Source organism: Pseudomonas sp. P9_35 (genome assembly GCF_034008205.1).
In the GTDB taxonomy this organism is placed as follows: Bacteria; Pseudomonadota; Gammaproteobacteria; order Pseudomonadales; family Pseudomonadaceae; genus Aquipseudomonas; species Aquipseudomonas kilonensis.
The window spans coordinates 414,011-437,957 of the sequence record NZ_CP125373.1 but is presented as its reverse complement, the minus strand read 5'-3'; the positions used below and the strand labels follow the sequence as shown (position 1 = coordinate 437,957).

Genomic DNA, 23,947 nt, shown 5'->3' with positions numbered 1-23,947 from the left:
AGGACACAGCGGGTGGACCGTGGTTGCACATTCGCCGGCGGCTGATGACAGTGCGACTGATGATCATTTGTGACATCCAGGCCGTTGCGTCCATGTCATCTCCCGAGCTTGCAGTACAGGCGCTCTACAGCCGTCATCACGGCTGGCTCAATACTTGGCTGCGCCCCCGCCTGGGCAGCGCCGCCGATGCCGCGGACCATCGACCATTGGCAGCGAGAAGAAATCGAACGCGCCTACCTCCAAACCATAGCTCACCTGCCGGAAGCCGAAACCCCTGGCGCCGAAGAAAGGCTCCACTCCTTCATCGTCGACAACATGCTGCAAGCCGAATTTTTACCGGCGCGACCAAGCACACCGTACTGATGGGCGCCGACTATCTGTCGGCTACAGCTGGGCCGATGCCTCGGTGACGGTGAGTTATCAGTTCTAACCTGTTCCCGGCCTTAACTCATTCTCTGTGGCGAGGGCGCTTGCTCCCGCTGGGCTGCGCAGCAGCCCCAAAAAACCAGGGCCGCCTCGCGCCCCAGCGGGAGCAAGCTCCCTCGCCACAGGTTTCGCACCTGTATCGGTCAAACCCGCAGTGCATCCCCTTCCTCCCGCACCACACCCTCTTCCCGCACAAACCGGTTCGCCCGCCCAAACGTACCGAAATCATTGAACCGTACACCCATTTCCCGCATCACTTGGTGGGCCACCGGCACCGTCAGTTGGCGAATGTAGAACGGCTCCTTCACCACGAAATGATGAACGCCATGGCTGCTGCCGAAGTTGAAGCAGAACGCCTGCAACGGCCACAACCACCAAGGGTTGAGCACCTGGGTCTGCTGGATGACATTGCCCGGCTCGATGTCGCCGTAGTAGTGCATGTTCGAGCTGACAAAATGCAGGCAAAAGGTGCGCAACACGTTCGGCCCGATGATCACCACCGCGGCGATGTCGATTACCTGCATCGTCGCCAGCGTGGTGGCCGACCAGTCAATTGAAGTGCCCAGCAGACCGGCGATGCCGTTGGCCCCGTGGAAACCGAGAAACACATACCAGGCGCCCCAATGCAGCAACGCCAGCGGGAAATACACCTTCAGCGTGCGCTTGAGAATGCTGCGCTTGTGCGTCCAGGTCTTGGCCCGCAGCAGGCGGATGAACGCCGACATCACGTTATCGCCGACCATCAGCAACCGCGCCAGTCCCCAGGGTTCGCCGTTGGTGATGGCCCGTTCCTCCATGTCGGCTTCGCTGCCGGACACCTTGTGATGGTTGAGGTGCAGGTGGCGACGGATCCACGGGTTGATGGTGCTCGGCCGCGCCAGCCACACCAGGCCCATCATCAAGTTGTGGGGCAGGCGCTGCTTGCGAAAATACATGCTGTGGATCAGGTCGTGCTCCAGCTCGTGGGTCAGGGACGCGAAAAACGCGTTGAGCAACAGGCACGCCCACCCGGCCAGGTAACCGTTGATGTAGAGCAGCGCCGAACCGATCATCCCGACCAGGGCGAACGCCAGGATCCCCGCGCCCAACGCGTCCTGGTGGCGCAGGATCGGATAGCGCTGGCGCAATTCTTCGCCCCGGGCCAGGACCACCTGGCGAATATGGGCCGATCGTTGTTGTGCATTCAATCGCTCGGGGCTTGCGCAAGTGCCGTGCATGGCTTACATCCTCTGTTAGAGATGTGCTCATCCTGCCGGGCGTTGTTCCCTGGGATGGTAGCCGTAAACGCCAACCTGTTGACCGCAAGCGCCAATCGTCATGACTGAACCGACTTCCCTCGCCAGCTGGACCCGCGCCCTGCGCAAACAGCTCGATGCGCTGGGCCTGGACAGCCATGCCTTGTGCGTAGAAGCCGGCCTCGACCCGCAGTGGATGGACGAGCCGAACGCCCGTTACCCGCTCTCAGCCACCACCCGTCTGTGGGCATTGGCCGTGCAGGCCAGCGGCGACCCGGCCATCGGCCTGCGGGTGTCGCGCTTTGTCAGCCCCACCACATTTCACGCACTGGGTTATGCCCTGGTGGCCAGCGGCAGCCTGCGGGAAGTGTTCGAGCGGATCGTGCGCTATCACCCGGTGGTCAGCGATGCGCTGACCCTGCAATTGAACCGGGGCGAAGACCGCTACCGTTTCAGTCTCGAGGTGCCGCCGGGCCGACCGGCGCCAGCCTTCGAAGCCATCGACGCGTTCACGGCGATTTACGTGCGCACCTGTCGCAACCGCCTCGGCCGTGATTACGCACCGCTGGCGGTGTACCTGCGGCGCCCGGAACCGGCGGACCCCAGCCCCTGGCACAAGGTGTTCCGTTCGCCGGTGCATTTCGGCGCCGACCAGGATTGCCTGGAGTTCAACCTCAGCGACTTCGACAGCCACCTGGACGACGCCAACCCGGAACTGGCCGAACACAACGAAACGGTGCTCGAACGCACCCTCGCCCAACTCAAGCCGCTGACCTGGGAGCGCAAGGTACGCGCGGCCATCGAGGCCCAACTGCCCGAAGGCGAGCCCAGCGCCGAACGCATCGCCCAGGCCATGCACCTGAGCCTGCGCAGCCTGCAACGGCACCTGGCCGACGAAGGCTGCCGCTTCGACGCACTGCTCAACGAGTGCCGGGAGAATCTGGCGCTGCTGCACCTGCGGGATCCGAATTGCTCGCTGAGCGAAGTCAGCTACCTGCTGGGCTTTGCCGATGCCAGCAGCTTCAGCCGCGCCTTCAAGCGCTGGACCGGGATGACGCCGGGGCAGTTTCGGGATGGGTTGCGCTAGGGATTTGGGTTGGTTGCACTGGCCCTATCGCGAGCAGGCTCGCTCCCACATTTTATCCGGGGTGCACACAAATCCTGTGGGAGCGAGCTTGCTCGCGATGGCGGTGTATCAGTCAATATCGATGTCGACTGACCTGACGCCTTCGCGAGCAAGCTCGCTCCCACAGGGTTCTGGTCGGTTTCAGGTTGTGGTCAGGGCTCGCAGCCGCTCGATGTCGAGGATTTCGATCTCGCCGTAACCCAGGTGCAGGATGCCCTGGGCCTGCAGGTCCTTGAGGATCTGGTTGGTGGTCTGGCGTGACAGCGCGAGCATCAGCGCCAGTTGTTCCTGGGGCAGTTGCAGGACCCGTCGGGCCGGTTCGATTTCACCGTAGCCTTCGGCGATCAGCAGCAGGCGGTGGGCCACGCGGGCCGGGGCGGGCATCAGGCTCAGGTGTTCGAGGTTGATGAAGGTCAGGCGCAGTTTGTGGCTCATCAACAATGCGAGATGCCGCCAATAGATCGGCTGCTCTTGCAGGAATGCCAGCAACGGCGCCTGGGGCACGTGCAGCAGCGTACATTGACCGACCACCACCGCATCATGAGTGCGCGGCTGGCCATCGAACAGGCAGATTTCCCCGAACCAATGGGGCGCTTCCACCACGCTCAGCAACGCCTCCTTGCCCTGCTCGTTCACCGCACCGACGCGCACCGCGCCTTCCAGCACGGCATACAGCCCGCACGGTGGATCGCCGCGCTGGAACAGCCGATGACCCGGCGGCAGGCGGCGCACCCGCGCCATGCCCAGCAGACTATTCTGTAACTCAGCAGGCAGATGGCTGTACCAGTGGCTGGCCATCAGGTGTGAGTGCCAGGGATGCGAATTCATGGAAACTCCGGGACAAGTGTCGGCTAACTGACAGAACGCCTTGTGGTACCTGGGCATCATGCAGGTATCACCTCAGGAGGAACAACAATGAAAAGCCTCGTCGATCATCTCAGTCAATACGCCGCCTATCACCGCGACCCGCGCAACATCGCCAGCCATTTCATCGGTATCCCGCTGATCTTCGTCGCCGTCGCCGTGCTGCTGTCACGCCCAGGTTGGCCAGTGGGCGCGGTCCTGGTGTCGCCAGCGCTGCTGGTGGCCGTGGCCAGTGCCTGGTTCTACCTGCGCCTGGAGTTGCGCCTGGGGGTGTTGATGACGGTGCTGCTGAGCCTGGCGGTCTGGCTGGGCCAGATACTCGCCGCGCAAAGCACCCTGGTGTGGCTGGGCAGTGGCCTGGGGATGTTCGTGGTGGGCTGGGTGATCCAGTTTGTCGGTCACTATTACGAAGGCCGCAAGCCGGCGTTCGTCGACGATCTCACCGGGCTGATTATCGGGCCGCTGTTTGTGGTGGTGGAAGCGGGCTTTTTGCTGGGGCTTCGCGGCGAACTGAAGCGGGCCATCGAAGAGCGCGTCGGGCCCGTAGCCTTGCGCAACCAGCGTTCGACGGTCTGAAAACACCCCTCTGTGGGAGCGAGTCTGTGGGAGCAAGGCTTGCCCGCGATGCAAACACCTCGGTGTAGCTGATCGACCGAGGCGATGCCATCGCGGGCAAGCCTTGCTCCCACAAGCTCGCTCCCACAAGAGTTGGGCCTTACCGCTCAAGCGTTACAGCGCACCAAACTCGACCCGTACCGTCAGCGCGCCGGTGTTATCTTTCAAGCCAGACCCGTGCTGCCCGGTCAGGTCATCGTTGATGCACAGTTGCAGTTCCCCTTGCTGGTCGCCCGGAACCTGCCCCAGATCACCCACCAGGAACGGCTTGCCACCATCGCCCACGCGACCGATCAAGGCACCTTCGGCGGCACCGGGCAAGGCATAGCTGCTGTAGTCGATGTGCCTCGAACCGCCATTTCCATCGACATTGCCGCCCTGCGGACTGGCACACCATAGCCCACTGACGTAGCGCACCAGGCGCGGCACCAACCCGTTGACCTGCACGCCGGTGCCCTGCCAGGCAATGTTGGATTGAACCTGCATCGTCACCGCCCGCAGGTCATTGGCCAGTGTATCCCCGGCCTGGAACGACAGCGCCGCAATCGTCAGGCTCGGGTTCGAGGTGCCGGTGCTGGGGAAGACACCGTCGCCCACCAGGAACAGGTTCTTGTGGTCCCAACTGCGCTGGTATTTATCCACGACCGACTTTTTGGGGTCATCGCCCATGCGGTAAGTCCCCATCAGGTGACCGGCGCCCTGGAAGCTGTAGGGCACCTTGTCGTAAGTAAAACATCCAGGTGCGATGATGTCCGTCAACTCCTGGGCACCGAGCAGGTCCTCGATGATGTGCGTCGCCAGTATTTTCGCCTGCTGGAAACCCTTCATGGTGTACTCGGACAGGTCGTAGTGGATTTCCGGCCGAGGGATACCGAGCCGGTCCGTGTATTCGGTCGAGGGCACGATGTAGCATTTCGCGTGGTCGGGGTCGTCCTCGACCTGCTCGACCAGGAAACCGATCCGGAACTGGCGGGTGAAGACGTCGTTGAGCTTATGTACCAACGCCGTTCCGGATAGCAATTTATTGCTCGGGTTGGCGCCGCCATTGTTCTTCCCATCGATAAAGTCGGCGACCGTGGTGTAGGGATCACCGGCCGGCCAGTTCCAACCTTCGTTGCCAATCTCGATACGCCACGCCGCACGATCGCTGCGAAAGGCACCGTCGCGCAGGCTTTCGATGCCGGCCGTCGATAGCGGTCCCCGGTAGGGGAAAATCGCCTTGCCCTCGGGCATCAACCCCCACGCCAGATAAATGGGATGGTCAGCCAGGCCGCGCCCCACTTGCCCGCTGCTGTTGGCCACGCCGGAGTGCAGTAGCAGCTTCGGTGTTTCGATCGCATGGGCGGCGATCACATAACGTTTTCCTATTGCCACACCGGTCCCAGTGACGGGGCCATCTTCCAATTGGTACTGCTTGAACTCGATGCCATTGATATTGCTGTCAGTGCCAACGGTTACTTTGCTGGCCACGGTTCGATAAAGCACTCGAACCTTGCCAGTGTTCAACGCCTTGTTCATGGTCACGGTGGCGTCGTACTTGGCCTGGATCGGGCAGATCGGCGTGCAGTTGGTATTGCCGGCGCATACCCGGCGACCGGCATAAGGTTGAGAGTTGCGCCCGGCCGGCGTCGGGCTGACCACCAGCGGCAAGCTATCGAACGTCTTCCCCGTGACAGCCGTGACAAAGCTGCCATCGACCAGCGACAACGGAATGCTGCGCATCGGGAATGCATAACCCTCAGGAAAGGTCATGCCCAGATAGGCTTGGTCGGCGACGTTGGCCGACACACCGATTTCCGCTTCCGCCCGGCAATAGGCGCTTTGCAGATCGTCATACCCTATTGGCCAGTCAACCCCGACGCCATACTTGGACCGCAGGCGAAAATCGTTCGGCACCATGCGCAGGCAGGTTCCGACCCAATGCCATGTCGTGCCGCCACCCACCCGTTCGTAAGTGCTCGTAAAGGGCAGCGGGCCTTTTTGGACCAAGTAGCTGACCGCCGGGTTGTTCCAGTTGCCATTGAGCAGATCGGCAATGGTCGCCCGTGGCGCGTTCAGTTCGGCCGGCCCCTTGAGATGTGGGTCCAGTGTCGTGCTTGGGGGATAAGGGGACTCAGGGGTTTTCAGCGTCGCGGTATAGAAACGCTCCAGATACTGGGCACGATTGACCGGTATCTCCGGCCCCGATTCGAGTACCAGCACATCAATCCCGGCCATGCCCAATTGATAGGCAATGATGCTACCGGCCAGACCTGCGCCAACGATCACCACTTCGGCTTGTTCGGTACTCATGACAACGCTCCTTGCTGTCCGTTAGCGGATACGCCGGTCAAATCTTCAAGGCTGGAGGGCGCGCTGTTCCAATACCCAAAAAACGATTCGCTGTAGCCCATCGGGTGAGCCTGGGCGATTTTCCAGGCCCAGCTGTTGATGTAGGCCTGATCGGACACCACCGCCGAATCATCTTTCTTGAAAGGCGCCATATCGAACGGTTGATACCAGACGCCCAACAACCACAGCTTCATGATCGAGCGCGCGGCGAGTACCGTATGTGGAATCGTCGGTTGCATGTTGAACTTCAGTATCTGCTGGGCGATCTGGTCGGACGGTACATGGTCCGCCGCCAGCGTGGCGTATTGAGTCAAGAGCGCGTTGAGGACGTCGGAAGGAACTCGCGCAGTGACGTAATCGAGAAAGATCGGCGGCAAACCGACCTGGTCGATCTGCGGTGCCAGACGATCGGCCGAGATGCCAATCAGGGCCGATGACAGGCCTACGAAGTTATCCAGATTGCTGCTCATTGCTTGGCTCCTTGTCCACTGGTGGACTGTGCGCGTTCGAGCAAATAGGTGAAATCCGCGAAGCTGGTGCGTGGCGATTCGGTGACATGGGTGGCCGCATTGCCGTGGCACGCCATGCAACTGGAAGACGCCTGGGGCACGGTGCCCTGGATGTAGGTCTCCAGCGTGGCGTTGGCCAGGAACAGGGGTGCAGGACTGCCCAGCGGGTTGGCGGCCGATATCTGGCAGTTCTTGGGCGGGTCTGACGGCCACTGGGTACTGATCAGCTGATAGTTCGCCCAGACGCTCTGCGGGTCCACCTTACGCAACAGCTCTTGATACGTAGCGTTCAGTTTTCTGGTGGCATCGGTGAGCGGCACGTCGCGCACGATCTGCGAGGGCGTAGCCTTGACCGCCGGGTTCCATGGCCGTGGCGGCGGTTGGTTGATGTCGCTTGTGCTGGCAGCGTTGTAGAACAGATACGGTCCCGTCCGCTGGGCAACGGGCGTGGTTTTTTCCGGCACGTTTTTTACATGCTCGAAGGTTGACCAGACCCATTGCGCCGCGCTGGTGGTCTTATGGACCATGTGCAATCCCACCAACCCGACCGGCTCGGACACGCACGACTCCGCGACAATCGGCCCATGGCTGGGGTCGTTGTTCCCCGGGGTGTAGACCAGCGCATCGACGGTGTGAAAGTCCTGCCGCTTGTCGTTGGGGCCCAGCACTTTCCACGACGCCTTCACCATCACCGCACCGACCTGTTTGGTCTCGGTGGAACCACAACTGAACGCCACGGCATTGGTCGGGTTCGCGGCGAAGAACTTCTGCTGGCCTTCGATGCTGTACAGACCGTTATCGACGATCCCGTTGAACATCGATTGGTTGACCACGATTTCGTTGCGCGTGTAGGTGCCGTTCTGGTCCACCAGCGGGCCGCTCTCGAAGGGCTGGATAAATTCATCCAGCACATCGGGCACCTTGCCCATTTGCTGCAACAGGCGACCGGGCTTGAGCGACTTGCACGCTTCGGGCAGGGTCGCCGGGGCATTCCAGGGCAGCGGGGCCTGGCCCTTGGCGCGGAAAATCTGGTAGCTCTCTTTCCAGCTTTCCCACACGGTGGCGCCATCCTGCTTGCCGATGGAAGTGCCGGTATTGGGGTCGCCGTTATCCAGCGCCGGCCAGTTCAGGGCAATGAAGGTCTGCCACGACAGCTCATCGAAATTGGCTTGCAGGCTGACCAGTGAAACGGGCTTGGTCACCGTGACATCGAAGGGTATCTGGGGGGACAGCGAGGGGGCGGCGCTGGCGGCCGGAGCCAACAAGACGCCTAACAATGCACAGCCAAGCGGGCCATGCCGACTGACTTCCACTCTCATGTTTTCTCTCCTTGGCATCAGGGCACCAGGAGAGATAACACCGGTCCGTCATGGACTCTCACTTGCCTCCTGGCCTGTCAGAGTCTAGGTAGGGTTTGGACGGGGAAAAGGCGTTGGCGTAGAACCAATCGAAGCAAGGTTGGGTGGGGTTATTCAGATTCGGATCGGGGCGTCAGTGGGGACGCCATCGCGAGCAAGCTCGCTCCCACAATGGATCTGCGTCACACACAAATCCCCCCGTGGGAGCGAGCTTGCTCCGGGCGGCGTTCCGACGATGTTTTTGATCTTAAAGGTTGGCGACTTTCTGCCAGACCTTGGGCTTGAAGAACAGCGTCTCGCCCTTCGCCAGCCCCACCAGGCTGTCGTGATCCTTCACCACTTCCGCTTCGATCAGTTCGCTCTGACCTTCCACCTTCAAGGTCACCCGAGTGGTAGCGCCGAGCGGGCGAATGTCGCGCACTTCGGCGGCGTGGTGGTCTTCCAGCTCCGAGCGCGACAGCGAGACTTCGTGAGGGCGGAACAGCACATGCCGGTCCTCACCCAAGTGCAGGCGGTTCGAGTCGCCGAGGAAGTGATACACAAAGTCGCTGGCCGGGTTTTCGTAGACGTCGCCCGGCGAGCCGATCTGCTCGATCACGCCTTTGTTCATCACCACGATACGGTCGGCGACTTCCATGGCCTCTTCCTGGTCATGGGTCACGAACACCGAGGTCAGATTGATGTCCTCGTGCAGCCGCGCCAACCAGCGGCGCAGTTCCTTGCGGACCTTGGCGTCGAGGGCGCCGAAGGGTTCGTCCAGCAGCAATACCTTGGGCTCCACCGCCAAGGCGCGGGCCAGGGCGATACGCTGGCGCTGGCCGCCGGACAACTGCTCCGGGTAGCGGTCGGCGAGCCAGTCCAGTTGCACCATGTTCAACAGCTCATGAACCTTGGTCGCGATCTGGCTTTCGTTCGGACGCTGGTGCTTGGGCTTCATGCGCAAGCCGAAGGCAACGTTGTCGAACACCGTCATGTGGCGGAACAAGGCGTAGTGCTGGAACACGAAACCGACGTTGCGATCACGCACGTCGTGGCCGGACACGTCCTCGCCGTGGAACACGATGCTGCCTTGGTCCGGGGTTTCGAGGCCGGCGATGATCCGCAGCAGAGTGGTCTTGCCGCAGCCCGACGGGCCCAGCAGCGCCACCAGCTCGCCGCTCTGGATATCCAGGCTGATCTCGTCCAGGGCCCTGAACGCGTTGAAATTCTTGCTGACGTTACGGACTTCGATCGACATGACTTATTCCTCCGCGGCGCTGGCGCGCAGGCGGTTGATTCGGTTTTCGCTCCACTGCTTGAGCAGCAGGATGAAGAGCGCCAGGATCAGCAACAGGCTCGCCACAGCGAACGCGGCCACGTGGTTGTATTCGTTGTAGAGGATCTCGACGTGCAGCGGCAGGGTGTTGGTCACCCCGCGAATGTGCCCGGAGACCACCGACACCGCGCCGAACTCACCCATGGCCCGGGCGGTACACAGCACCACGCCATAGATCAGGCCCCACTTGATGTTCGGCACAGTGACATGCCAGAACATCTGCCAGCCATTGGCGCCCAGCAGGCGCGCAGCCTCTTCTTCCTGGGTGCCTTGTTCCTGCATCAGCGGGATCAGCTCCCGGGCCACGAACGGTACGGTGACGAAGATGGTCGCCAGGACGATGCCCGGCAGCGCAAACACGATCTGGATGTCGTGATCCGACAGCCACGGCCCGAACAGGCCCTGGGCGCCGAACATCAGCACGTAGACCAGGCCCGCGATCACCGGCGACACCGAGAACGGCAGGTCGATCAGCGTCACCAGCATGCTCTTGCCACGGAATGAATATTTGCTCACGCACCACGCGGCACTGACGCCGAACACCAGGTTCAGCGGCACCGAGATCAGCACCGCAATCACTGTGAGTTTCAACGCCGACAGCGCGTCGGGTTCGAAGATCGCCATAAAGAACGCCCCCAGCCCGAGCTTCAGGCCCTGGGACACCACGATGAACAGCGGCAACAGCAGAAACAGCGCAAAAATCAGCCAACCAAGGCCGATCAACACGCGCCGCGACGTCGCACTGCCGCGGCGAGCGGCGTTGGTGGAGGCTGCGGAAATAGACGATTGGGACATGTTCGCGCCTCCTTATGGGGTTTCGATGCGCCGCTGCAACAGGTTGATCAGCAGCAACAGGACGAAGGAAACCACCAGCATCAGCACGCCGATGGAGGTGGCGCCGGTGTAGTCGTATTGGTCGAGCTTGACCATGATCAGCAGCGGCAGGATCTCGGTTTTCATCGGCATGTTGCCGGCGATGAAAATCACCGAACCGTACTCGCCCACGCCACGGGCAAAGGCCAGGGCGAAACCGGTCAACCAGGCCGGCAACAACGCCGGTACGAGGATGTGGCGGAACACCTGCCATGGCTTGGCGCCGAGGCAAGCGGCGGCTTCTTCGACTTCACGGGGAATATCGGCCAGCACCGGCTGCACCGTGCGCACCACGAACGGCAGCGTCACGAAGGTCAGCGCCAGAGTGATGCCCAGCGGCGTGTAGGCGATCTTGAAGCCCAGGTCGGTGGCGAACTGGCCGACCAGGCCGGTCGGCGCATACAAGGCCGTCAGGGCAATACCGGCCACGGCGGTGGGCAGGGCGAACGGCAGGTCGATCATCGCGTCGATGATCTTGCGACCGGGGAAGGTGTAGCGCACCAGCACCCAGGCCAGCAACGTACCGATCACGCCGTTGATGATGGCGGCGTACAGCGCGGTGCCGAAACTGAGTTTCAAGGCCGCCAGCACCCGCGGCGCCGAAATGATCGCCCAGAACTGTTCCCAGGTGAGCTGGGCGGCATGCACGAACATCGCCGCCAGGGGTATGAGCACAATCAGACTGAGGTACACCAGGGTGTAGCCCAGCGTCAGCCCGAAGCCGGGTATGACGGGGGATATGCGACGCGACATAAAGGTCCTTGGTTGTGTGGCGAGGAAGCTTGCTCCTGCTGTGTTCTGTAGGAGCTGGCGAAGCCTGCGATCTTTTGATCCTGATCTTTCACTCTCGATTCAATTGGCAGTCGAAAGATCGCAGCCTCGTTGCACTCGTCAGCTCCTACAGGGTTGAGCCCGGCAGGAGTTGATGACGGCGTTTACGGCCAGCTTACTGCGCCTGATAGATCTGGTCGAACACGCCGCCATCATTGAAGAATTTCGGTTGCGCGCTTTTCCAGCCGCCGAAGTCCTTGTCGATGCTCACCAGGTCCAGTTTCGGGAACTGCCGGGCGTACTTGGCGGCCACATCCTTGTCCCGTGGACGATAGAAGTTTTTCGCGGCGATCTCCTGGCCGGCCGGGCTGTACAAGTGCTTGAGGTAGGCTTCGGCGATCTCCAGGTTGCCCTTTTTCTCGGCGTTCTTGTCCACCACCGCCACGGGCGGTTCGGCGAGGATCGACAGCGACGGCACGACAATGTCGAACTTGTCCGCGCCACCGTCCTCTTTCAGCGCCAGGAAGGCTTCGTTTTCCCAGGCCAGCAACACGTCGCCCTGACCGTTGTTGACGAAGGTAATCGTCGAGCCACGGGCGCCGGTGTCGAGGATCGGCACGTGCTTGAACAGCGCCTGCACGTATTCCTTGGCCTTGGCTTCGTCACCCCCGTTGGCCTTCAGGCCGTAGGCCCAGGCGGCCAGGAAGTTCCAGCGCGCACCGCCGGAAGTCTTCGGGTTCGGGGTGATGACCGACACGTCGTTCTTGATCAGGTCGCCCCAATCCTTGATGCCTTTGGGGTTGCCCTTGCGCACCAGGAACACGATGGTGGACGTGTAGGGCGTGCTGGCTTCCGGCAGGCGTGTTTGCCAGTCCGCCGGCAGGGACTTGCCCAGCTTGGCGATTTCATCGATATCGCCGGCCAGGGCCAGGGTCACCACGTCGGCCCGCAGACCATCGATCACCGCCCGACCTTGCTTGCCCGAACCACCGTGGGACTGCTGGATCTTCACGCTGTCGTCCGGGTGCGCTTTCTTCCAGAAACTGGCGAATTCGGCGTTGTAATCCTGGTAAAGCTCGCGCGTCGGGTCGTAGGACACGTTGAGCAACTCGTAATCCTTGGCGACGGCGGAACCGGCAAAAACAGCACTGGCCAGCGCGGCCAGGGCATAACGACGAATGGACGACATGGTGAAAGCTCCTGGAATTCTGGTTTTCTTATGGCTTCTGGAAATTCGTTTGGCTTGTAGAAAAAGATCGCAGCCTTCGGCAGCTCCTACACTCAGCCCCCCGTAGGCACTGCCGAAGGCTGCGATCTTTTGTCTTTTTTCAAGACGGCTTATGACTCGGTTGCTGCAGGCGGAATTTTTCCTTGCGTTCGATCTGGACCACCTGGGCGTTGTGCACGGTGATTTCCACTGCCCCAAAGCGTAGATCGCGCAACGCGCTCTGGATCTCGCGCAAGATGGTTGCTTCGTCCTGGCCGTCAACGCTACGTAGAGATGCGCTCATGCTGCTGCTCCTTTGAATGAATGCCTGGCAGTGGGCGGCACTGCTTGCGGCGTGGAGCAATAGTAGATAAAGGCGGATATTCTTAAAAAGACTATTTAAGAATTTTTATATAACCAAAATTACAGAAAGTAGCCGACGTCCTACGGCAGGGGTGACTGGGGGCTTTTTCCCTGCCAAACCCTCGGATATTTCCTTCGAAACGCAGGGCTGTTCATGAACTAGGCAGCGCTCTATGGCGCGGATAACCTCTGTTCGTCATCGCAAAAAACGGTGACACGGACGTGCAAGTCCGGGTAAAACACCAACCCTTAATGCTTCTAGCCATTCGTGGCGCATTCGCGCCCGTGTTTTATGGCGGCTGTGTTCGGGAGATCTTCGGATCTGCCGAGTTTTGGGTAAGGTTGCTCGGTCTTGCACACTCGCACACAGCTGCCACCCTTCATTGCGTGCAAGCGATCCAGGGCGGTTCTCTATAGGAAACCTACCCATGTTCAAACCTACGCCGAATCCTCCGCAAAACGGCCACAAATCCCGCGTCCAAGCGCAAGAAGAAAAAAAGCTCGATGACGCCGCCACCCGCGCCCTCGACTACTACCTCAACCCCAAGCCCGCCTCGCCGCCCGAACCCGACAGCACCAAGCTGTTCATCGTCGCCCCCCACATCGACACCGAAACCCTGCTGGCCAACGCCTCCGAAGACCTGCTCTCCATCAGCACCATCGCCGCCGACCTGGCTGACGACGTGGACGACTCACGCCGCTGTGTTGCCCTGGCGATCAGCCGTATGGCCGATGGGGTGCAGTTGTTGGTCGAGCGGGCGTTGGATCATTTGGAAGCCAAGGAGATGGCGGCACACAGCGCCAAGGGATAGCGCCTACATTGAGGCAAGCTGAGCCGGCGCCATCGCGAGCAAGCTCGCTCCCACAGGGTTCTGTGTCGAACCGAATCTCAAGTTCAACACCATTCCACTGTGGGAGCGAGCTTGCTCGCGATAGCGGAGTGTCAGGCAACAATGATGCAAGCTGAACCGACGCCTTCGCGAGCAGGCTCGCTCCCACAGTTGGATTGGGGTACGGCTGGAGAGACAGGTCGGCTGTCAGGCCGCCTCGCGAGCAAGCTTTGCTCCCACAGCTCCTGCTCAAACAGATCTGACGGGTATACGACCGGGAGAACCAGGTCGGCTGTCAGGCCGCCTCGCGAGCAAGCTTTGCTCCCACAGGCCCTGCTCAAACAGATCTGACGGATGTACGACCGGGAGAGCCAGGTCGGCTGTCAGGCCGCCTCGCGAGCAAGCTTTGCTCCCACAGGCCCTGCTCAAACAGATCTGAGGGGTGTACGACCGGGAGAGCCAGGTCGGCTACTAGGCCGCCTCGTGGTGGACGTTGATCTCGGGCGCCCCGTTAACCACGCTGGCCGAACGCAGGCATTGTGGAGTGGGCATCCCGGCATGGATGCCGGGATAGCCGCGCTGGGCCATGGATGGCCCTTCGCGGCGGGCCCACGGAGCAATGCCGGAGTGAGGGCACACCGAGCCTAAGCGAGGTGCCGAGTGGTGGGGCATGAGCGCTTTGGTTACTTTCGCGCTTTTCGAAAGTGACCCGCTGTAAAAGCGGAACCATAAGCCGCCGTTACCGCAGAAATGGATATGTACCCGATCACAAAATCCTGGCCAGCTGTCTGGCCGCCATCAATCCCCCTGACGATCAAGCAATAACCGGCGCCCGCCCCCAATCCAACAGCGCCGCCGCCACGGGCCGACCAAACCAGTAACCCTGCCCCAACTCACACGCCTGTCCAAGCAAAAACACCGCCTGCTCACGCTGCTCGATGCCCTCGGCGTGCACCTGCATCCCCATGCTATGGGCCAGGGCAATGATCACCCGGACGATCGCGGCATCGTCCTCATCCCAAGGCAACCCCGCGACAAAACCCTGATCGATCTTGAGCTTCTGCACCGGCAAACGCTTGAGCCGCAGCAGCGACGAATAGCCCGTGCCAAAATCGTCGATGGCCAGGCGCACGCCCAACTCCCGCAGGCGATGCATCTGCTCCAGCGCCACCTCCGGGTCTTCCATGACCGCGCTTTCCGTCACTTCCAGTTCCAGGCAACCCGGATCCAGGCCCGTGTCATGCAAGACCTGGGCGACCTGGTCATACAACTCACGACGGGCAAACAACCGACTCGATACGTTGACAGCGACAAACGACAGCGCCACGCCGGCCTGCTGCCACTGGCACATCTGCCGGCAGGCCTGGTCCATGACCCAGGCATCGACCTGGGCAATCAGGCCGGTACGTTCAGCGATGGGAATGAACTCGGCCGGCGACACCAATCCACGCGTGGGATGCTCCCATCGCACCAGCGCCTCGACACCGATCAGACAACTGGTCGCCAGGTCGTGGACCGGCTGGTAGTGAACGCGCAACTCCTGTTGCTGCAGCGCGCGCCGCAGTTCGAAGGCAATCTCGACCCGCTGCTGGGCGTGGGCGGTAAGTTCTTCGGTGTACAAGGCGTAGCCGTCGCGCCCGGCGCTCTTGGCCTTGAACAACGCCGAATCGGCATTGCGCAGCAGCTGCCCGGCGCTCAGGGCATCGCCGGGAAACAGGCTGATGCCGATGCTGGCATTGATGAACAATGCGTGGTCATCAAACCGCAGGGGCTCTTTCAAGGCATCCAGGATGCGCCGGGCCAGCGCCGCTGCCTGGCCCGGTTGCGAGCAGTTCTCCACCAGCACCGCAAATTCGTCGCCCCCCAGCCGGGCCAGGGTCACGCCCGGCGCAAAAAGCCCGCAGAACCGCTCGGCCACGCCTTTGAGCAATTCATCGCCCACGTTGTGACCCAGGCTGTCATTGATGTTCTTGAAGTGATCCAGGTCCAGCAGCAACAGGGCACAGCCACGCTTGTGCAACTGCGCCGACGCCAGGGCCTGCTCGGTACGATCGGAAAACAGCAGGCGGTTGGGCAAACCTGTCAGCGGGTCGTGATGGGCCAGGTAGGCCAGTTCGTGCTCGGAATCCTTGATGGCGCTGATGTCGGAAAACACCGCGACATAATGGCTGACCTCGCCGCTGTCGTCGCGAATGACGCGGATCGTCTGCCATTGCGGGTAGATCTCACCGCTTTTACGCCGATTCCAGATCTCGCCGCTCCACTCCCCCAGGCTGTCCAGGGAGGTAAACATGTCGCGATAGAACTCCGGCCCATGGCGACCGGACTTGAACAGGGTGGGGCGCTGGCCCAACACTTCATCCCGCACATAACCGGTGATCGCCATGAAGGCCCGGTTCACGTGCACGATCAGGCCGTTGCGGTCAGTCACCAACACCCCTTCGCGGGTGCAATCGAAGACGGCGGCAGCCTGGCGCAGGCGCTCTCGATCAACACCGTGCTCGCCCTTGGCGAAAAATCGCGAGATCCGCGCCCGCGCCAGGAAGATCAACCCGGCGCTGAGCAGGACCCAGGCATAGCCGTTGATCAGCAGCCAGCGTTGCCTGTCAGCGAATTGATCGAAGAAACTGCTCAATAAATAACCAATCAGTTGCAGCCAGACGACTGACAACACAAGGTAAAGCAGCGCTACGCGCATGGCACTGCGTTGATGGGCAGGCATTCGGCCATCCATGTCCCTACAGAGAGGTGGGGATTATAGAGGAAGAAACATTCAGCCACTCTTATCTGAAAGGCCGACTGGTTTTATCTGTACGGCCGGTGATAATGCAACGGCTGTTTCTATTTTTATCGAGGGCCCTACAGCCTATGTGGTACGAAGGTTTTCTTGGCTTGTCGGCCTGGTCACTGGTGGCAGTCACCCTGCTGATGACCCACGTCACGATCATTGCCGTCACGGTCTACCTGCACCGTTATTCGGCGCACCGCTCCCTGGAGCTCAACGCCGGCCTCAAACACTTCTTCCGTTTCTGGCTGTGGCTGACCACGGCGCAGAACACCCGCGAGTGGACCGCCATCCACCGCAAGCACCACGCCAAATGCGAAACCGTCGACGACCCGCACAGCCCGGTCATAAAAGGCTTGTCCACCGTGCTGCGCAAAGGCGCCGAGCTGTATCGGGCCGAGGCGGAAAACCCGGAAACCCTGCGCATCTACGGCAAGAACTGCCCCGACGACTGGATCGAGCGCAACCTCTACAGCCGCTTCCCGCTGCTGGGCGTGGCGATCATGGGCATCATCGACCTGCTGTTGTTCGGCACCATCGGCATCACCATCTGGGCCATCCAGATGATGTGGATTCCCGTGTGGGCCGCCGGCGTGGTCAATGGCCTGGGCCATGCCGTGGGCTACCGCAACTTCGAATGCCGCGACGCGGCGACCAACCTGGTGCCCTGGGGCATCCTGATCGGCGGCGAAGAGCTGCACAACAACCACCATACCTACCCCAACTCGGCCAAGCTGTCGGTACGCAAATGGGAGTTCGACCTGGGCTGGGCCTGGATCCGGGTGTTCAGTTTCCTGCGCCTGGCCAAGGTCCAGCGGGTTGCGCCGATCGCCCACCGGGTCGAAGGCAAGGGCCACCTGGACATGGACACGGCCATGGCGATCCTCAACAACCGTTTCCAGATCATGGCGCAGTACCGCCGGCTGGTCATCGCGCCGCTGGTCAAGCAGGAACTGGAAAAGGTCGATCACTCGGTGCGTCACCAGTTCCACCGGGCCAAACGCCTGCTGTCGCGGGAAACCAGCCTGCTGGACGACCGTCACCACGTGCGCATCCAGAACATGCTCGAACACAGCCAGGCGCTGAAGGTGATCTACGAGAAACGCCTGGCCCTACAGCAGATCTGGGTCAAGACCAGCAGCAACGGCCACGACATGCTCGCCGCCATCAAGGAATGGGTCCACGAAGCCGAGGCCAGCGGCATCCAGTCCCTGCGGGACTTCGCCGACCAGCTCAAGACCTACTCGCTACGGCCTGCCACGGCCTGACAAAACCACTGTGGCGAGGGAGCAAGCTCCCTCGCCACAGGTTCAACACTTGGCATCTGACTCGCTAAATCCCCCGCCCTTCGTCGCCTGAAAAGGAACTTCGCCCCAAATCCCCTATCTCAAGGAGCACTTCGCCATCCAGGCGGGTTTTGGAGAAAGCGCGTGCGAACCAACAGCAGTGCATGCTCTTTGAGATTTGTGCCGATGGTCGACAAGAACCTACAGGATTACTCCCTACCTCAATGGCCCGAGGCAGCCCAGACGCTCATGGCGCTGATGCATGCCCAGGGTGAAGTGGCGCGCCTGAGCGAGCGTGAGCAGCTGTTCAGCTCGTTGCTGGTCAGCGTCAATGCCGTGCTGTGGGCGTTCAACTGGGAAACCCGGCAGGTGCTGTATGTCAGCCCCGCCTACGAGCGGATCTTCGGCCGCCCCGCCGGCCTGGTCCTGGCTGACTTCAACGAATGGCGCGACGCAATCTACCCCGACGACCTGGAGTACGCCGAGCGCAGCCTGGCCGAGGTATTGGTCAAAGGCGCCGTCGAAGACCGTGAATACCGCATCATCGCCGGCAACGGCCAGATCCGCTGGCTGAGCGACAAATGCTTTATCAACCGCAAGGCCGAGCCAGGGCAACCGGTGATTGTGGTGGGCATTGCCGAAGACATCACCGAAAAGAAGCTGCTGGAAAGCGAACTGCAGCGCCTGGCGACCACCGACGTGCTGACCCAAAGCAGCAATCGCCGGCATTTCTTCGAATGTGCCCACCGTGAGTTCGAGCAGGCACGGCTACAAGGCATGCCCATGGCGTTCCTGTTGCTGGACATCGATGACTTCAAGGTGATCAACGACACCTACGGCCATCAGGAAGGCGATACCGTGTTGCAGAGAATCGCCGAAAGCGGGCGGTCCGTGCTCCGGCGCGGTGACCTGTTCGGGCGGATCGGCGGCGAAGAGTTCGCCGCGGTGTTCCCCGGCTGCCCCCCGGACATGGCGATGCAAGTAGCCGAGCGGTTGCAACGGGAAATCCAGCGCTTGAATTTTCGCTGCGGCGAGCAGAGCTTCGGCATCACCGTGAGCCAGGGCCTGACCACCATTACCCCCGAAGACCAGTCCCTCGACAGCCTGTTCGCCCGCGCCGACGCGGCCATGTACGAAGCCAAGCGCAAGGGTAAGAACCGTATCATCGCTGCTTGAGTGAGTTGTCCCGCCACTGATCAACTGTGGGAGCAAGGCTTGCCCGCGATAGCAGCGCCTCGGTGTCCACTTGAACCCGAGTTGCCTGCATCGCGAGCAAGCTTTGCTCCCACAGGGGTTAGGCGGTGGTCTTACTTACGGCGCAACCGCATCAACTCCGGCAAGCCGATCTTCAGCAACCGCGCCGTTCGGCTACGGGCCAGTTCTTCGAGGCCCTCATGCGCGGGCAGGTGCGCCATCTGCGCCGCCATGTTCATCACCAAGGCCTCACGGGAATACACCCCGCCCCCCAAGCTATAGACCGCCGCGATCAACTCCCGCAACTCCAACGGCAGACGCCAGCGGGCACGTAACGCCGAGCCGAAACTGGCGCCGAACATGTCCAGCGAGTCGCCGACTTCCTCCGGCTCGTCCAGCTCGCCACCGGCCTGTTTCCACTCTTCCAGGCAGCGCAGCAACGCCAGGTCGCCCAGGCGATGCAACAACCCGGCGCAATAGCAGCGCTCCTGCTCCAGGTCCAGCAAGCGTGCCATCGTCCGGGCGTATTCGGCCGTGTGCAGCGACAGCTCCCAGTAACGCTCGGCATAGTCCGCCAGGCATGGGACGCTGAGCCGGGCGCAGCGTTTGAGGGTCAGGGCGAGGATCAGGTTCATGCTTGGTCCGGAACCCAGCTGGTGCAGCGCCTGGGCCACGGTCTGCACCGGGCCACCGCCCTGATGCTGGGCAGCGCTGTTGGCCGCCGCGATCAGCACCGCGGTGATCTGCGGGTCGGTGCGGATCTCTTCTTCGAGCAGTTTCAGGTCCAGGCCGCCGGGGTTGAGGCTGCGCTTGACCGCCACTTGCACATCAGTCATCAAGGGTGCGCCCTCGGACAGGTCACGCCGACGTTCCAGGAAGGTGAGCAAGGTCAACGCCGGCCCCGGAACCGGCGCATCGTTGGAGGTTTCTTCACCGCCACCCACTAGCAACCCCTGCAAACGCTGGGTCAGGTTTTCCCGGTTCAAGGGCTTGGTCAGATACGCGATCGGCGCCAGCGGCAAGACCTCGCGCACGCTGGCGCTGTCGTTGCGCCGGCTCATCAGGATGAACGGCAACGGCGGCGTGCGATGCTGCTGGCGAAGGCCACGCAGAATCGCCAGGCCATCAACCCCCGGCAGCTCCCAATCGGCGATCACCAGGTCGTAGGGATGCTTCGCCAGCAAATCCAAAGCCTCTTTGCCGTCGCCACAAGTGTCCACCCGAGCATCGCAGCGCACACCCGACAACACCTGCTCAAGCAGCTCGCGGGACGCCGGATCGGCCTCGGCGATCAACACACGGGGTACAGCGGGTAAATCCACAGCAGTCATGCAGCATGCTCCCTTGCCATACTTGCACCTTAGACGTTGGTGGTCGTTCCAGACAGCTCAAAATCCACCAGGCAGCTTCGCGGACATGAAAAAACCCGCCAGAAGGCGGGTTTTTGTGGATCAGCGCACAACCGTCACTCAGAGTTCGGAGAAGCACTCTTCGATGATCGCCAGGCCTTTGTCCATTTGCTCGTCCGGCGCGGTCAGCGGCACCAGCACCCGCAGTACGTTGCCGTAGGTGCCGCAGGACAGCAGGATCAGCCCCTTGTCGCGCGCCTTGGCCACGACTTGGGCTACCGCTGCGGCGTTCGGCTTGTGGGAGTCGCCGTTTTCGAACAGCTCCACGGCGATCATCGCGCCCAGGGCACGCACTTCACCGATGACCGGGTACTTCTTCTGGATCGCCTTGAGGCCGGTCACCAGACGCTCGCCCACAGCCTTGCAGCGGTCCAGCAGGTGTTCTTCTTCGAACACTTCCATCACCGCCAGCGCTGCCGCACAAGCGATCGGGCTACCGGCGTAGGTGCCGCCCAGGCCACCCGGCGCGATGGCATCCATGTATTCGGCCTTGCCGCAGACACCGGCCAACGGGAAGCCGCCAGCGATGGACTTGGCAAAGGTGGTCAGGTCGGCGGCAACGCCCATCTGCTCCATGGCGAAGAAAGTGCCGGTACGGCCGGCACCGGTCTGCACTTCGTCAGCGATCAGCAGAATGCCGTGCTGGTCGCACAAAGCGCGCAGGCGCTTCATGAATTCCTTGGGCGCTACGTAGAAACCACCTTCGCCCTGTACCGGCTCGATGATGATTGCCGCGATGTCACGCGGCTCGGCGTCGTTCTTGAAGATACGCTCGATGCTGGCGATGGAGTCGTCGATGCTCACGCCGTGCAGTTCGTTCGGGTACAGCGCACGGAAGATGCCGCCTGGCATCAAGCCCATGCCGGCCGAGTACGGCACGACTTTACCGGTCAGGCCCAGGGTCATCATGGTGCGACCGTGGTAAGCGCCGGTGAAGGCGATCACACCGGCACGGCCCGTGGCGGCGCGGGCGATTTTCACGGCGTTTTCCACCGCTTCCGAACCGGTGGTCACCAGCAGGGTTTTCTTGGCGAAATCTCCCGGCACCTTGGCGTTGATTTTTTCGCACAGTTCCACGTACGGCTCGTAGGCCAGGACCTGGAAGCAGGTGTGGGTCAACTTGTTCAACTGTGCAGTCACGGCGGCGATGATTTTCGGGTGCACGTGACCGGTGTTCAGCACGGCGATGCCGCCGGCGAAGTCGATGAACTCACGACCTTCAACGTCGGTTACCGTGGCGTTCTTCGCCGATTCGGCAAAGATCGGGTGAATCTGGCCAACACCGCGTGGAACAGCGGCGGTACGGCGGGCCATCAGGTCTGCGTTGGTCTTGCTCATTAAAATGTCCTCATTCGCAGCTCAGGGCGGCGTCGTTCAAGGAGTACATGGCGGGGAGGCAACTGCGACAGCATGCGATGATCGACTGCCGCAGCGTTCCGGCCACAAGAAACAGAACGGGTGAAACGCGCAAAGGGACAGCGCTCTCGTGCCCTTTGCGCTTGCAGCAGATCAGATACCCAGGCAGAGGTATTTGATTTCCAGGTAATCCTCGATGCCGTACTTGGAGCCTTCACGGCCCAGGCCCGAAGCCTTGATGCCGCCGAATGGCGCGACTTCGTTGGAAATTAACCCGGTGTTGACGCCGACCATGCCGTATTCCAGGGCTTCGGCCACACGGAACACACGGCCCAGGTCGCGGGCATAGAAGTACGAGGCCAGGCCGAACTCGGTGTCGTTGGACATCGCGATCACTTCGGCTTCGTCTTTGAAACGGAACAGCGGCGCCAGCGGGCCGAAGGTTTCTTCCTTCGCCACGGCGGCGTTGTTCGGTACGTTGGTCAGGATGGTCGGCTCGAAGAAGTTGCCTTCCATCGCCTTGCCGCCCGACAGCACGGTCGCGCCTTTGCTGACGGCATCGGCAATGTGCTCTTGCACCTTGGCAACCGCTTTGCCGTCGATCAACGGACCGGTGGTGGTGCCATCGTCCAGGCCGTTGCCGATCTTGAGCTTGGCGACCGCCACTTTCAGTTTTTCGGCAAACGCGTCGTACACCGAATCCTGGATGTACAGGCGGTTGGCGCAGACGCAGGTCTGGCCGTTGTTGCGGTATTTGGAAATGATCGCGCCTTCGACGGCCTTATCCAGGTCCGCGTCGTCGAACACGATGAACGGCGCGTTGCCGCCCAGTTCCAGGGAGACTTTCTTGATGTCCTTGGCACATTCGGCCATCAACTGGCGACCGATCTCGGTCGAGCCGGTGAAGGACAGCTTACGCACGATCGGGTTGCTGGTCAGCTCGCCACCGATGTCGCCGGCGCTGCCGGTAACGACGCTCAACACGCCTTGCGGGATGCCAGCACGGTGCGCCAGTTCCACCAGGGCCAGGGCCGAGAACGGGGTTTGCGAAGCCGGCTTGATGACCATGGTGCAACCGGCAGCCAGGGCCGGGCCGGCCTTGCGGGTGATCATCGCGGCCGGGAAGTTCCACGGGGTAATGGCCGCGGTCACGCCGATCGGCTGCTTGATCACGATCAGGCGCTTGTCGGGCTGGTGGCCGGGAATCACGTCACCGTAGATGCGCTTGGCTTCTTCGGCGAACCATTCGATGAACGAGGCGGCGTAGACGATTTCACCCTTGGCTTCGGCCAGCGGCTTGCCTTGTTCCAGGGTCATCAGGCGACCGAGGTCGTCCTGGTTTTCGATCAGCAATTCGTACCAGCGGCGCAGCTTGTTGGCGCGCTCCTTGGCCGTCAGCGCACGCCAGGCCGGCAGCGCCTTGTCGGCGGCTTCAATCGCACGACGGGTTTCGGCGGCGCCCATCTTCGGCACGGTGCCCAACACTTCGCCCGTCGCCGGGTTGGTGACCTTGATTGTCTGACCATTGTCCGCATCGATCCAAGCGCCATTGATGAAGGCTTGCTGGCGGAACAACTGGGTGTCTTTAAGCTGCATGTCGGCTTTCCTTAACAGCACCGCGCACGCGCGGAGCGAATTAGATTTGTAGAAAGGCGCCTCGGGGGCTGCCGTCAGGGAAATCATTCACCGGGCTGAAGCACAGAAATAACGCACAAAAGCACAGACGTGCGGTTCAGCACCCAGACAAGAGCGTTTGAAATCTCAAACGAATCCTAGGGCCGATAGGGGTGAAGGACAATAGGCTGTTCGAAAAAAAGAACGAAAAAGCCGAATTTGCCCGCTTTTTCTGATCAGCGTAGCCAAGAGCCGTCGAGCCGCCCGAAAACGCAGGCGATTCAGTAGCATGGACGCCTGCCACGCATATGAGTATCATGGCGCCCGCGTCGCACCAGTAGCTCAGCTGGATAGAGTACTGCCCTCCGAAGGCAGGGGTCGTGGGTTCGAATCCCGCCTGGTGCACCATACATGGAAAATCAAAAGCCCCAGTCCTAACGGATTGGGGCTTTTTTTATGGAGCGTCGACCCCATAGGAGC

General features: G+C 61.5%; 20 protein-coding genes, 1 tRNA gene and 1 pseudogene. 7 read left to right on the top strand and 15 right to left on the bottom strand.

The window, feature by feature from the left end; all coding sequences use genetic code 11:
• Positions 1 to 92: 92 nt before the first annotated feature.
• Positions 93 to 291, top strand: a pseudogene (locus QMK47_RS01960) (RNA polymerase subunit sigma); the annotation flags it as partial.
• A 278-nt stretch (positions 292 to 569) separates the two neighbouring features.
• Here the strand turns inward: QMK47_RS01960 and QMK47_RS01955 are convergent.
• Positions 570 to 1,643 (bottom strand): fatty acid desaturase, encoded by a 1,074-nt coding sequence (locus QMK47_RS01955; RefSeq protein ID WP_253470799.1) that lies wholly within the window; start codon positions 1,641 to 1,643, stop codon positions 570 to 572.
• A 100-nt stretch (positions 1,644 to 1,743) separates the two neighbouring features.
• Here QMK47_RS01955 and QMK47_RS01950 point away from each other — a divergent pair, with 100 nt between their 5' ends.
• On the top strand, positions 1,744 to 2,748 hold the full coding sequence (locus tag QMK47_RS01950) for an AraC family transcriptional regulator (RefSeq protein WP_253470797.1): 1,005 nt from the start codon (positions 1,744 to 1,746) through the stop codon (positions 2,746 to 2,748).
• A gap of 180 nt (positions 2,749 to 2,928) precedes the next feature.
• Here the strand turns inward: QMK47_RS01950 and QMK47_RS01940 are convergent, their stop codons facing one another.
• Complete coding sequence (locus QMK47_RS01940; protein ID WP_320389728.1) at positions 2,929 to 3,615, bottom strand: Crp/Fnr family transcriptional regulator; 687 nt, start codon at positions 3,613 to 3,615, stop codon at positions 2,929 to 2,931.
• A gap of 87 nt (positions 3,616 to 3,702) precedes the next feature.
• On the opposite strand from QMK47_RS01940, the gene QMK47_RS01935 reads away from it, so the two are divergent.
• Positions 3,703 to 4,227, top strand: coding sequence for a DUF962 domain-containing protein (locus QMK47_RS01935; RefSeq protein ID WP_320389727.1), 525 nt, complete (start codon positions 3,703 to 3,705; stop codon positions 4,225 to 4,227).
• A gap of 153 nt (positions 4,228 to 4,380) precedes the next feature.
• On the opposite strand, the gene QMK47_RS01930 is transcribed toward QMK47_RS01935, so the two are convergent.
• From QMK47_RS01930 to oscA, 8 genes are all read right to left on the bottom strand, one after another.
• Positions 4,381 to 6,558 (bottom strand): GMC family oxidoreductase, encoded by a 2,178-nt coding sequence (locus QMK47_RS01930; protein ID WP_320389726.1) that lies wholly within the window; start codon positions 6,556 to 6,558, stop codon positions 4,381 to 4,383.
• A complete protein-coding gene (locus tag QMK47_RS01925; protein WP_214512933.1) occupies positions 6,555 to 7,067 on the bottom strand; it encodes a sorbitol dehydrogenase in 513 nt (170 codons plus the stop codon). The genes QMK47_RS01930 and QMK47_RS01925 overlap by 4 nt, the downstream gene beginning before the upstream one ends.
• Positions 7,064 to 8,425: a cytochrome C gene (locus tag QMK47_RS01920; RefSeq protein ID WP_253470785.1), complete on the bottom strand. Its 1,362-nt coding sequence runs from the start codon at positions 8,423 to 8,425 to the stop codon at positions 7,064 to 7,066. The genes QMK47_RS01925 and QMK47_RS01920 overlap by 4 nt, the downstream gene beginning before the upstream one ends.
• A gap of 286 nt (positions 8,426 to 8,711) precedes the next feature.
• Positions 8,712 to 9,701, bottom strand: coding sequence for a sulfate/molybdate ABC transporter ATP-binding protein (locus QMK47_RS01915; RefSeq protein ID WP_018613244.1), 990 nt, complete (start codon positions 9,699 to 9,701; stop codon positions 8,712 to 8,714).
• A gap of 3 nt (positions 9,702 to 9,704) precedes the next feature.
• The gene (gene cysW / locus QMK47_RS01910; RefSeq protein ID WP_214512931.1) at positions 9,705 to 10,574 is read right to left on the bottom strand and encodes a sulfate ABC transporter permease subunit CysW; all 870 of its coding nucleotides are present in this window, start codon (positions 10,572 to 10,574) and stop codon (positions 9,705 to 9,707) included.
• A gap of 12 nt (positions 10,575 to 10,586) precedes the next feature.
• The gene (gene cysT / locus QMK47_RS01905) at positions 10,587 to 11,405 is read right to left on the bottom strand and encodes a sulfate ABC transporter permease subunit CysT (RefSeq protein WP_013692011.1); all 819 of its coding nucleotides are present in this window, start codon (positions 11,403 to 11,405) and stop codon (positions 10,587 to 10,589) included.
• A 193-nt stretch (positions 11,406 to 11,598) separates the two neighbouring features.
• The gene (locus tag QMK47_RS01900) at positions 11,599 to 12,612 is read right to left on the bottom strand and encodes a sulfate ABC transporter substrate-binding protein (RefSeq protein ID WP_253470783.1); all 1,014 of its coding nucleotides are present in this window, start codon (positions 12,610 to 12,612) and stop codon (positions 11,599 to 11,601) included.
• Between the two features lie 139 nt (positions 12,613 to 12,751).
• A complete protein-coding gene (gene oscA, locus QMK47_RS01895; protein WP_003186967.1) occupies positions 12,752 to 12,934 on the bottom strand; it encodes a sulfur starvation response protein OscA in 183 nt (60 codons plus the stop codon).
• 487 nt (positions 12,935 to 13,421) lie between these two features.
• Here oscA and QMK47_RS01890 point away from each other — a divergent pair, with 487 nt between their 5' ends.
• Entirely contained in the window at positions 13,422 to 13,805 is a 384-nt protein-coding gene (locus tag QMK47_RS01890) for a DUF6124 family protein (protein ID WP_320389725.1), read from the top strand.
• Between the two features lie 489 nt (positions 13,806 to 14,294).
• Here the strand turns inward: QMK47_RS01890 and QMK47_RS01880 are convergent, their stop codons facing one another.
• A complete protein-coding gene (locus QMK47_RS01880; protein ID WP_258691292.1) occupies positions 14,295 to 14,495 on the bottom strand; it encodes a nucleoid-structuring protein H-NS in 201 nt (66 codons plus the stop codon).
• Positions 14,496 to 14,637: 142 nt separating this feature from the next.
• Positions 14,638 to 16,545, bottom strand: a complete 1,908-nt coding sequence (dibA, locus tag QMK47_RS01875) for a phosphodiesterase DibA (RefSeq protein WP_320389724.1) — start codon at positions 16,543 to 16,545, stop codon at positions 14,638 to 14,640.
• Positions 16,546 to 16,691: 146 nt separating this feature from the next.
• Between dibA and desA the strand changes: the two genes are divergently transcribed.
• Both desA and QMK47_RS01865 read left to right on the top strand, forming a co-directional pair.
• Positions 16,692 to 17,876: a delta-9 fatty acid desaturase DesA gene (gene desA, locus QMK47_RS01870; protein WP_214512927.1), complete on the top strand. Its 1,185-nt coding sequence runs from the start codon at positions 16,692 to 16,694 to the stop codon at positions 17,874 to 17,876.
• 204 nt (positions 17,877 to 18,080) lie between these two features.
• The gene (locus QMK47_RS01865; protein ID WP_320389723.1) at positions 18,081 to 19,070 is read left to right on the top strand and encodes a sensor domain-containing diguanylate cyclase; all 990 of its coding nucleotides are present in this window, start codon (positions 18,081 to 18,083) and stop codon (positions 19,068 to 19,070) included.
• A 131-nt stretch (positions 19,071 to 19,201) separates the two neighbouring features.
• On the opposite strand, the gene QMK47_RS01860 is transcribed toward QMK47_RS01865, so the two are convergent.
• From QMK47_RS01860 to gabD, 3 genes are all read right to left on the bottom strand, one after another.
• Positions 19,202 to 20,419: an HDOD domain-containing protein gene (locus QMK47_RS01860; RefSeq protein WP_253470775.1), complete on the bottom strand. Its 1,218-nt coding sequence runs from the start codon at positions 20,417 to 20,419 to the stop codon at positions 19,202 to 19,204.
• A gap of 138 nt (positions 20,420 to 20,557) precedes the next feature.
• Positions 20,558 to 21,835, bottom strand: a complete 1,278-nt coding sequence (gabT, locus tag QMK47_RS01855; RefSeq protein WP_024616536.1) for a 4-aminobutyrate--2-oxoglutarate transaminase — start codon at positions 21,833 to 21,835, stop codon at positions 20,558 to 20,560.
• 171 nt (positions 21,836 to 22,006) lie between these two features.
• Complete coding sequence (gabD, locus tag QMK47_RS01850) at positions 22,007 to 23,449, bottom strand: NADP-dependent succinate-semialdehyde dehydrogenase (protein WP_320389722.1); 1,443 nt, start codon at positions 23,447 to 23,449, stop codon at positions 22,007 to 22,009.
• A 349-nt stretch (positions 23,450 to 23,798) separates the two neighbouring features.
• Between gabD and QMK47_RS01845 the strand changes: the two genes are divergently transcribed.
• Positions 23,799 to 23,875: transfer RNA gene (locus tag QMK47_RS01845), tRNA-Arg, on the top strand.
• The last annotated feature ends 72 nt before the right edge of the window (positions 23,876 to 23,947 follow it).

Excerpts from the sequence above, each read along its gene's own strand:
- gabT (WP_024616536.1), bottom strand. The coding sequence starts at position 21,835 with ATGAGCAAGACCAACGCAGACCTGATGGCCCGCCGTACCGCCGCTGTT.
- oscA (WP_003186967.1), bottom strand. The coding sequence starts at position 12,934 with ATGAGCGCATCTCTACGTAGCGTTGACGGCCAGGACGAAGCAACCATC.
- QMK47_RS01915 (WP_018613244.1), bottom strand. The coding sequence starts at position 9,701 with ATGTCGATCGAAGTCCGTAACGTCAGCAAGAATTTCAACGCGTTCAGG.
- QMK47_RS01950 (WP_253470797.1), top strand. The coding sequence starts at position 1,744 with ATGACTGAACCGACTTCCCTCGCCAGCTGGACCCGCGCCCTGCGCAAA.
- QMK47_RS01935 (WP_320389727.1), top strand. The coding sequence starts at position 3,703 with ATGAAAAGCCTCGTCGATCATCTCAGTCAATACGCCGCCTATCACCGC.
- QMK47_RS01860 (WP_253470775.1), bottom strand. The coding sequence starts at position 20,419 with ATGACTGCTGTGGATTTACCCGCTGTACCCCGTGTGTTGATCGCCGAG.
- desA (WP_214512927.1), top strand. The coding sequence starts at position 16,692 with ATGTGGTACGAAGGTTTTCTTGGCTTGTCGGCCTGGTCACTGGTGGCA.
- cysT (WP_013692011.1), bottom strand. The coding sequence starts at position 11,405 with ATGTCGCGTCGCATATCCCCCGTCATACCCGGCTTCGGGCTGACGCTG.
- QMK47_RS01955 (WP_253470799.1), bottom strand. The coding sequence starts at position 1,643 with ATGCACGGCACTTGCGCAAGCCCCGAGCGATTGAATGCACAACAACGA.
- QMK47_RS01880 (WP_258691292.1), bottom strand. The coding sequence starts at position 14,495 with ATGCCCCACCACTCGGCACCTCGCTTAGGCTCGGTGTGCCCTCACTCC.
- QMK47_RS01925 (WP_214512933.1), bottom strand. The coding sequence starts at position 7,067 with ATGAGCAGCAATCTGGATAACTTCGTAGGCCTGTCATCGGCCCTGATT.
- QMK47_RS01940 (WP_320389728.1), bottom strand. The coding sequence starts at position 3,615 with ATGAATTCGCATCCCTGGCACTCACACCTGATGGCCAGCCACTGGTAC.
- dibA (WP_320389724.1), bottom strand. The coding sequence starts at position 16,545 with ATGCCTGCCCATCAACGCAGTGCCATGCGCGTAGCGCTGCTTTACCTT.
- QMK47_RS01930 (WP_320389726.1), bottom strand. The coding sequence starts at position 6,558 with ATGAGTACCGAACAAGCCGAAGTGGTGATCGTTGGCGCAGGTCTGGCC.
- cysW (WP_214512931.1), bottom strand. The coding sequence starts at position 10,574 with ATGTCCCAATCGTCTATTTCCGCAGCCTCCACCAACGCCGCTCGCCGC.
- gabD (WP_320389722.1), bottom strand. The coding sequence starts at position 23,449 with ATGCAGCTTAAAGACACCCAGTTGTTCCGCCAGCAAGCCTTCATCAAT.
- QMK47_RS01900 (WP_253470783.1), bottom strand. The coding sequence starts at position 12,612 with ATGTCGTCCATTCGTCGTTATGCCCTGGCCGCGCTGGCCAGTGCTGTT.
- QMK47_RS01890 (WP_320389725.1), top strand. The coding sequence starts at position 13,422 with ATGTTCAAACCTACGCCGAATCCTCCGCAAAACGGCCACAAATCCCGC.
- QMK47_RS01920 (WP_253470785.1), bottom strand. The coding sequence starts at position 8,425 with ATGAGAGTGGAAGTCAGTCGGCATGGCCCGCTTGGCTGTGCATTGTTA.
- QMK47_RS01865 (WP_320389723.1), top strand. The coding sequence starts at position 18,081 with ATGGTCGACAAGAACCTACAGGATTACTCCCTACCTCAATGGCCCGAG.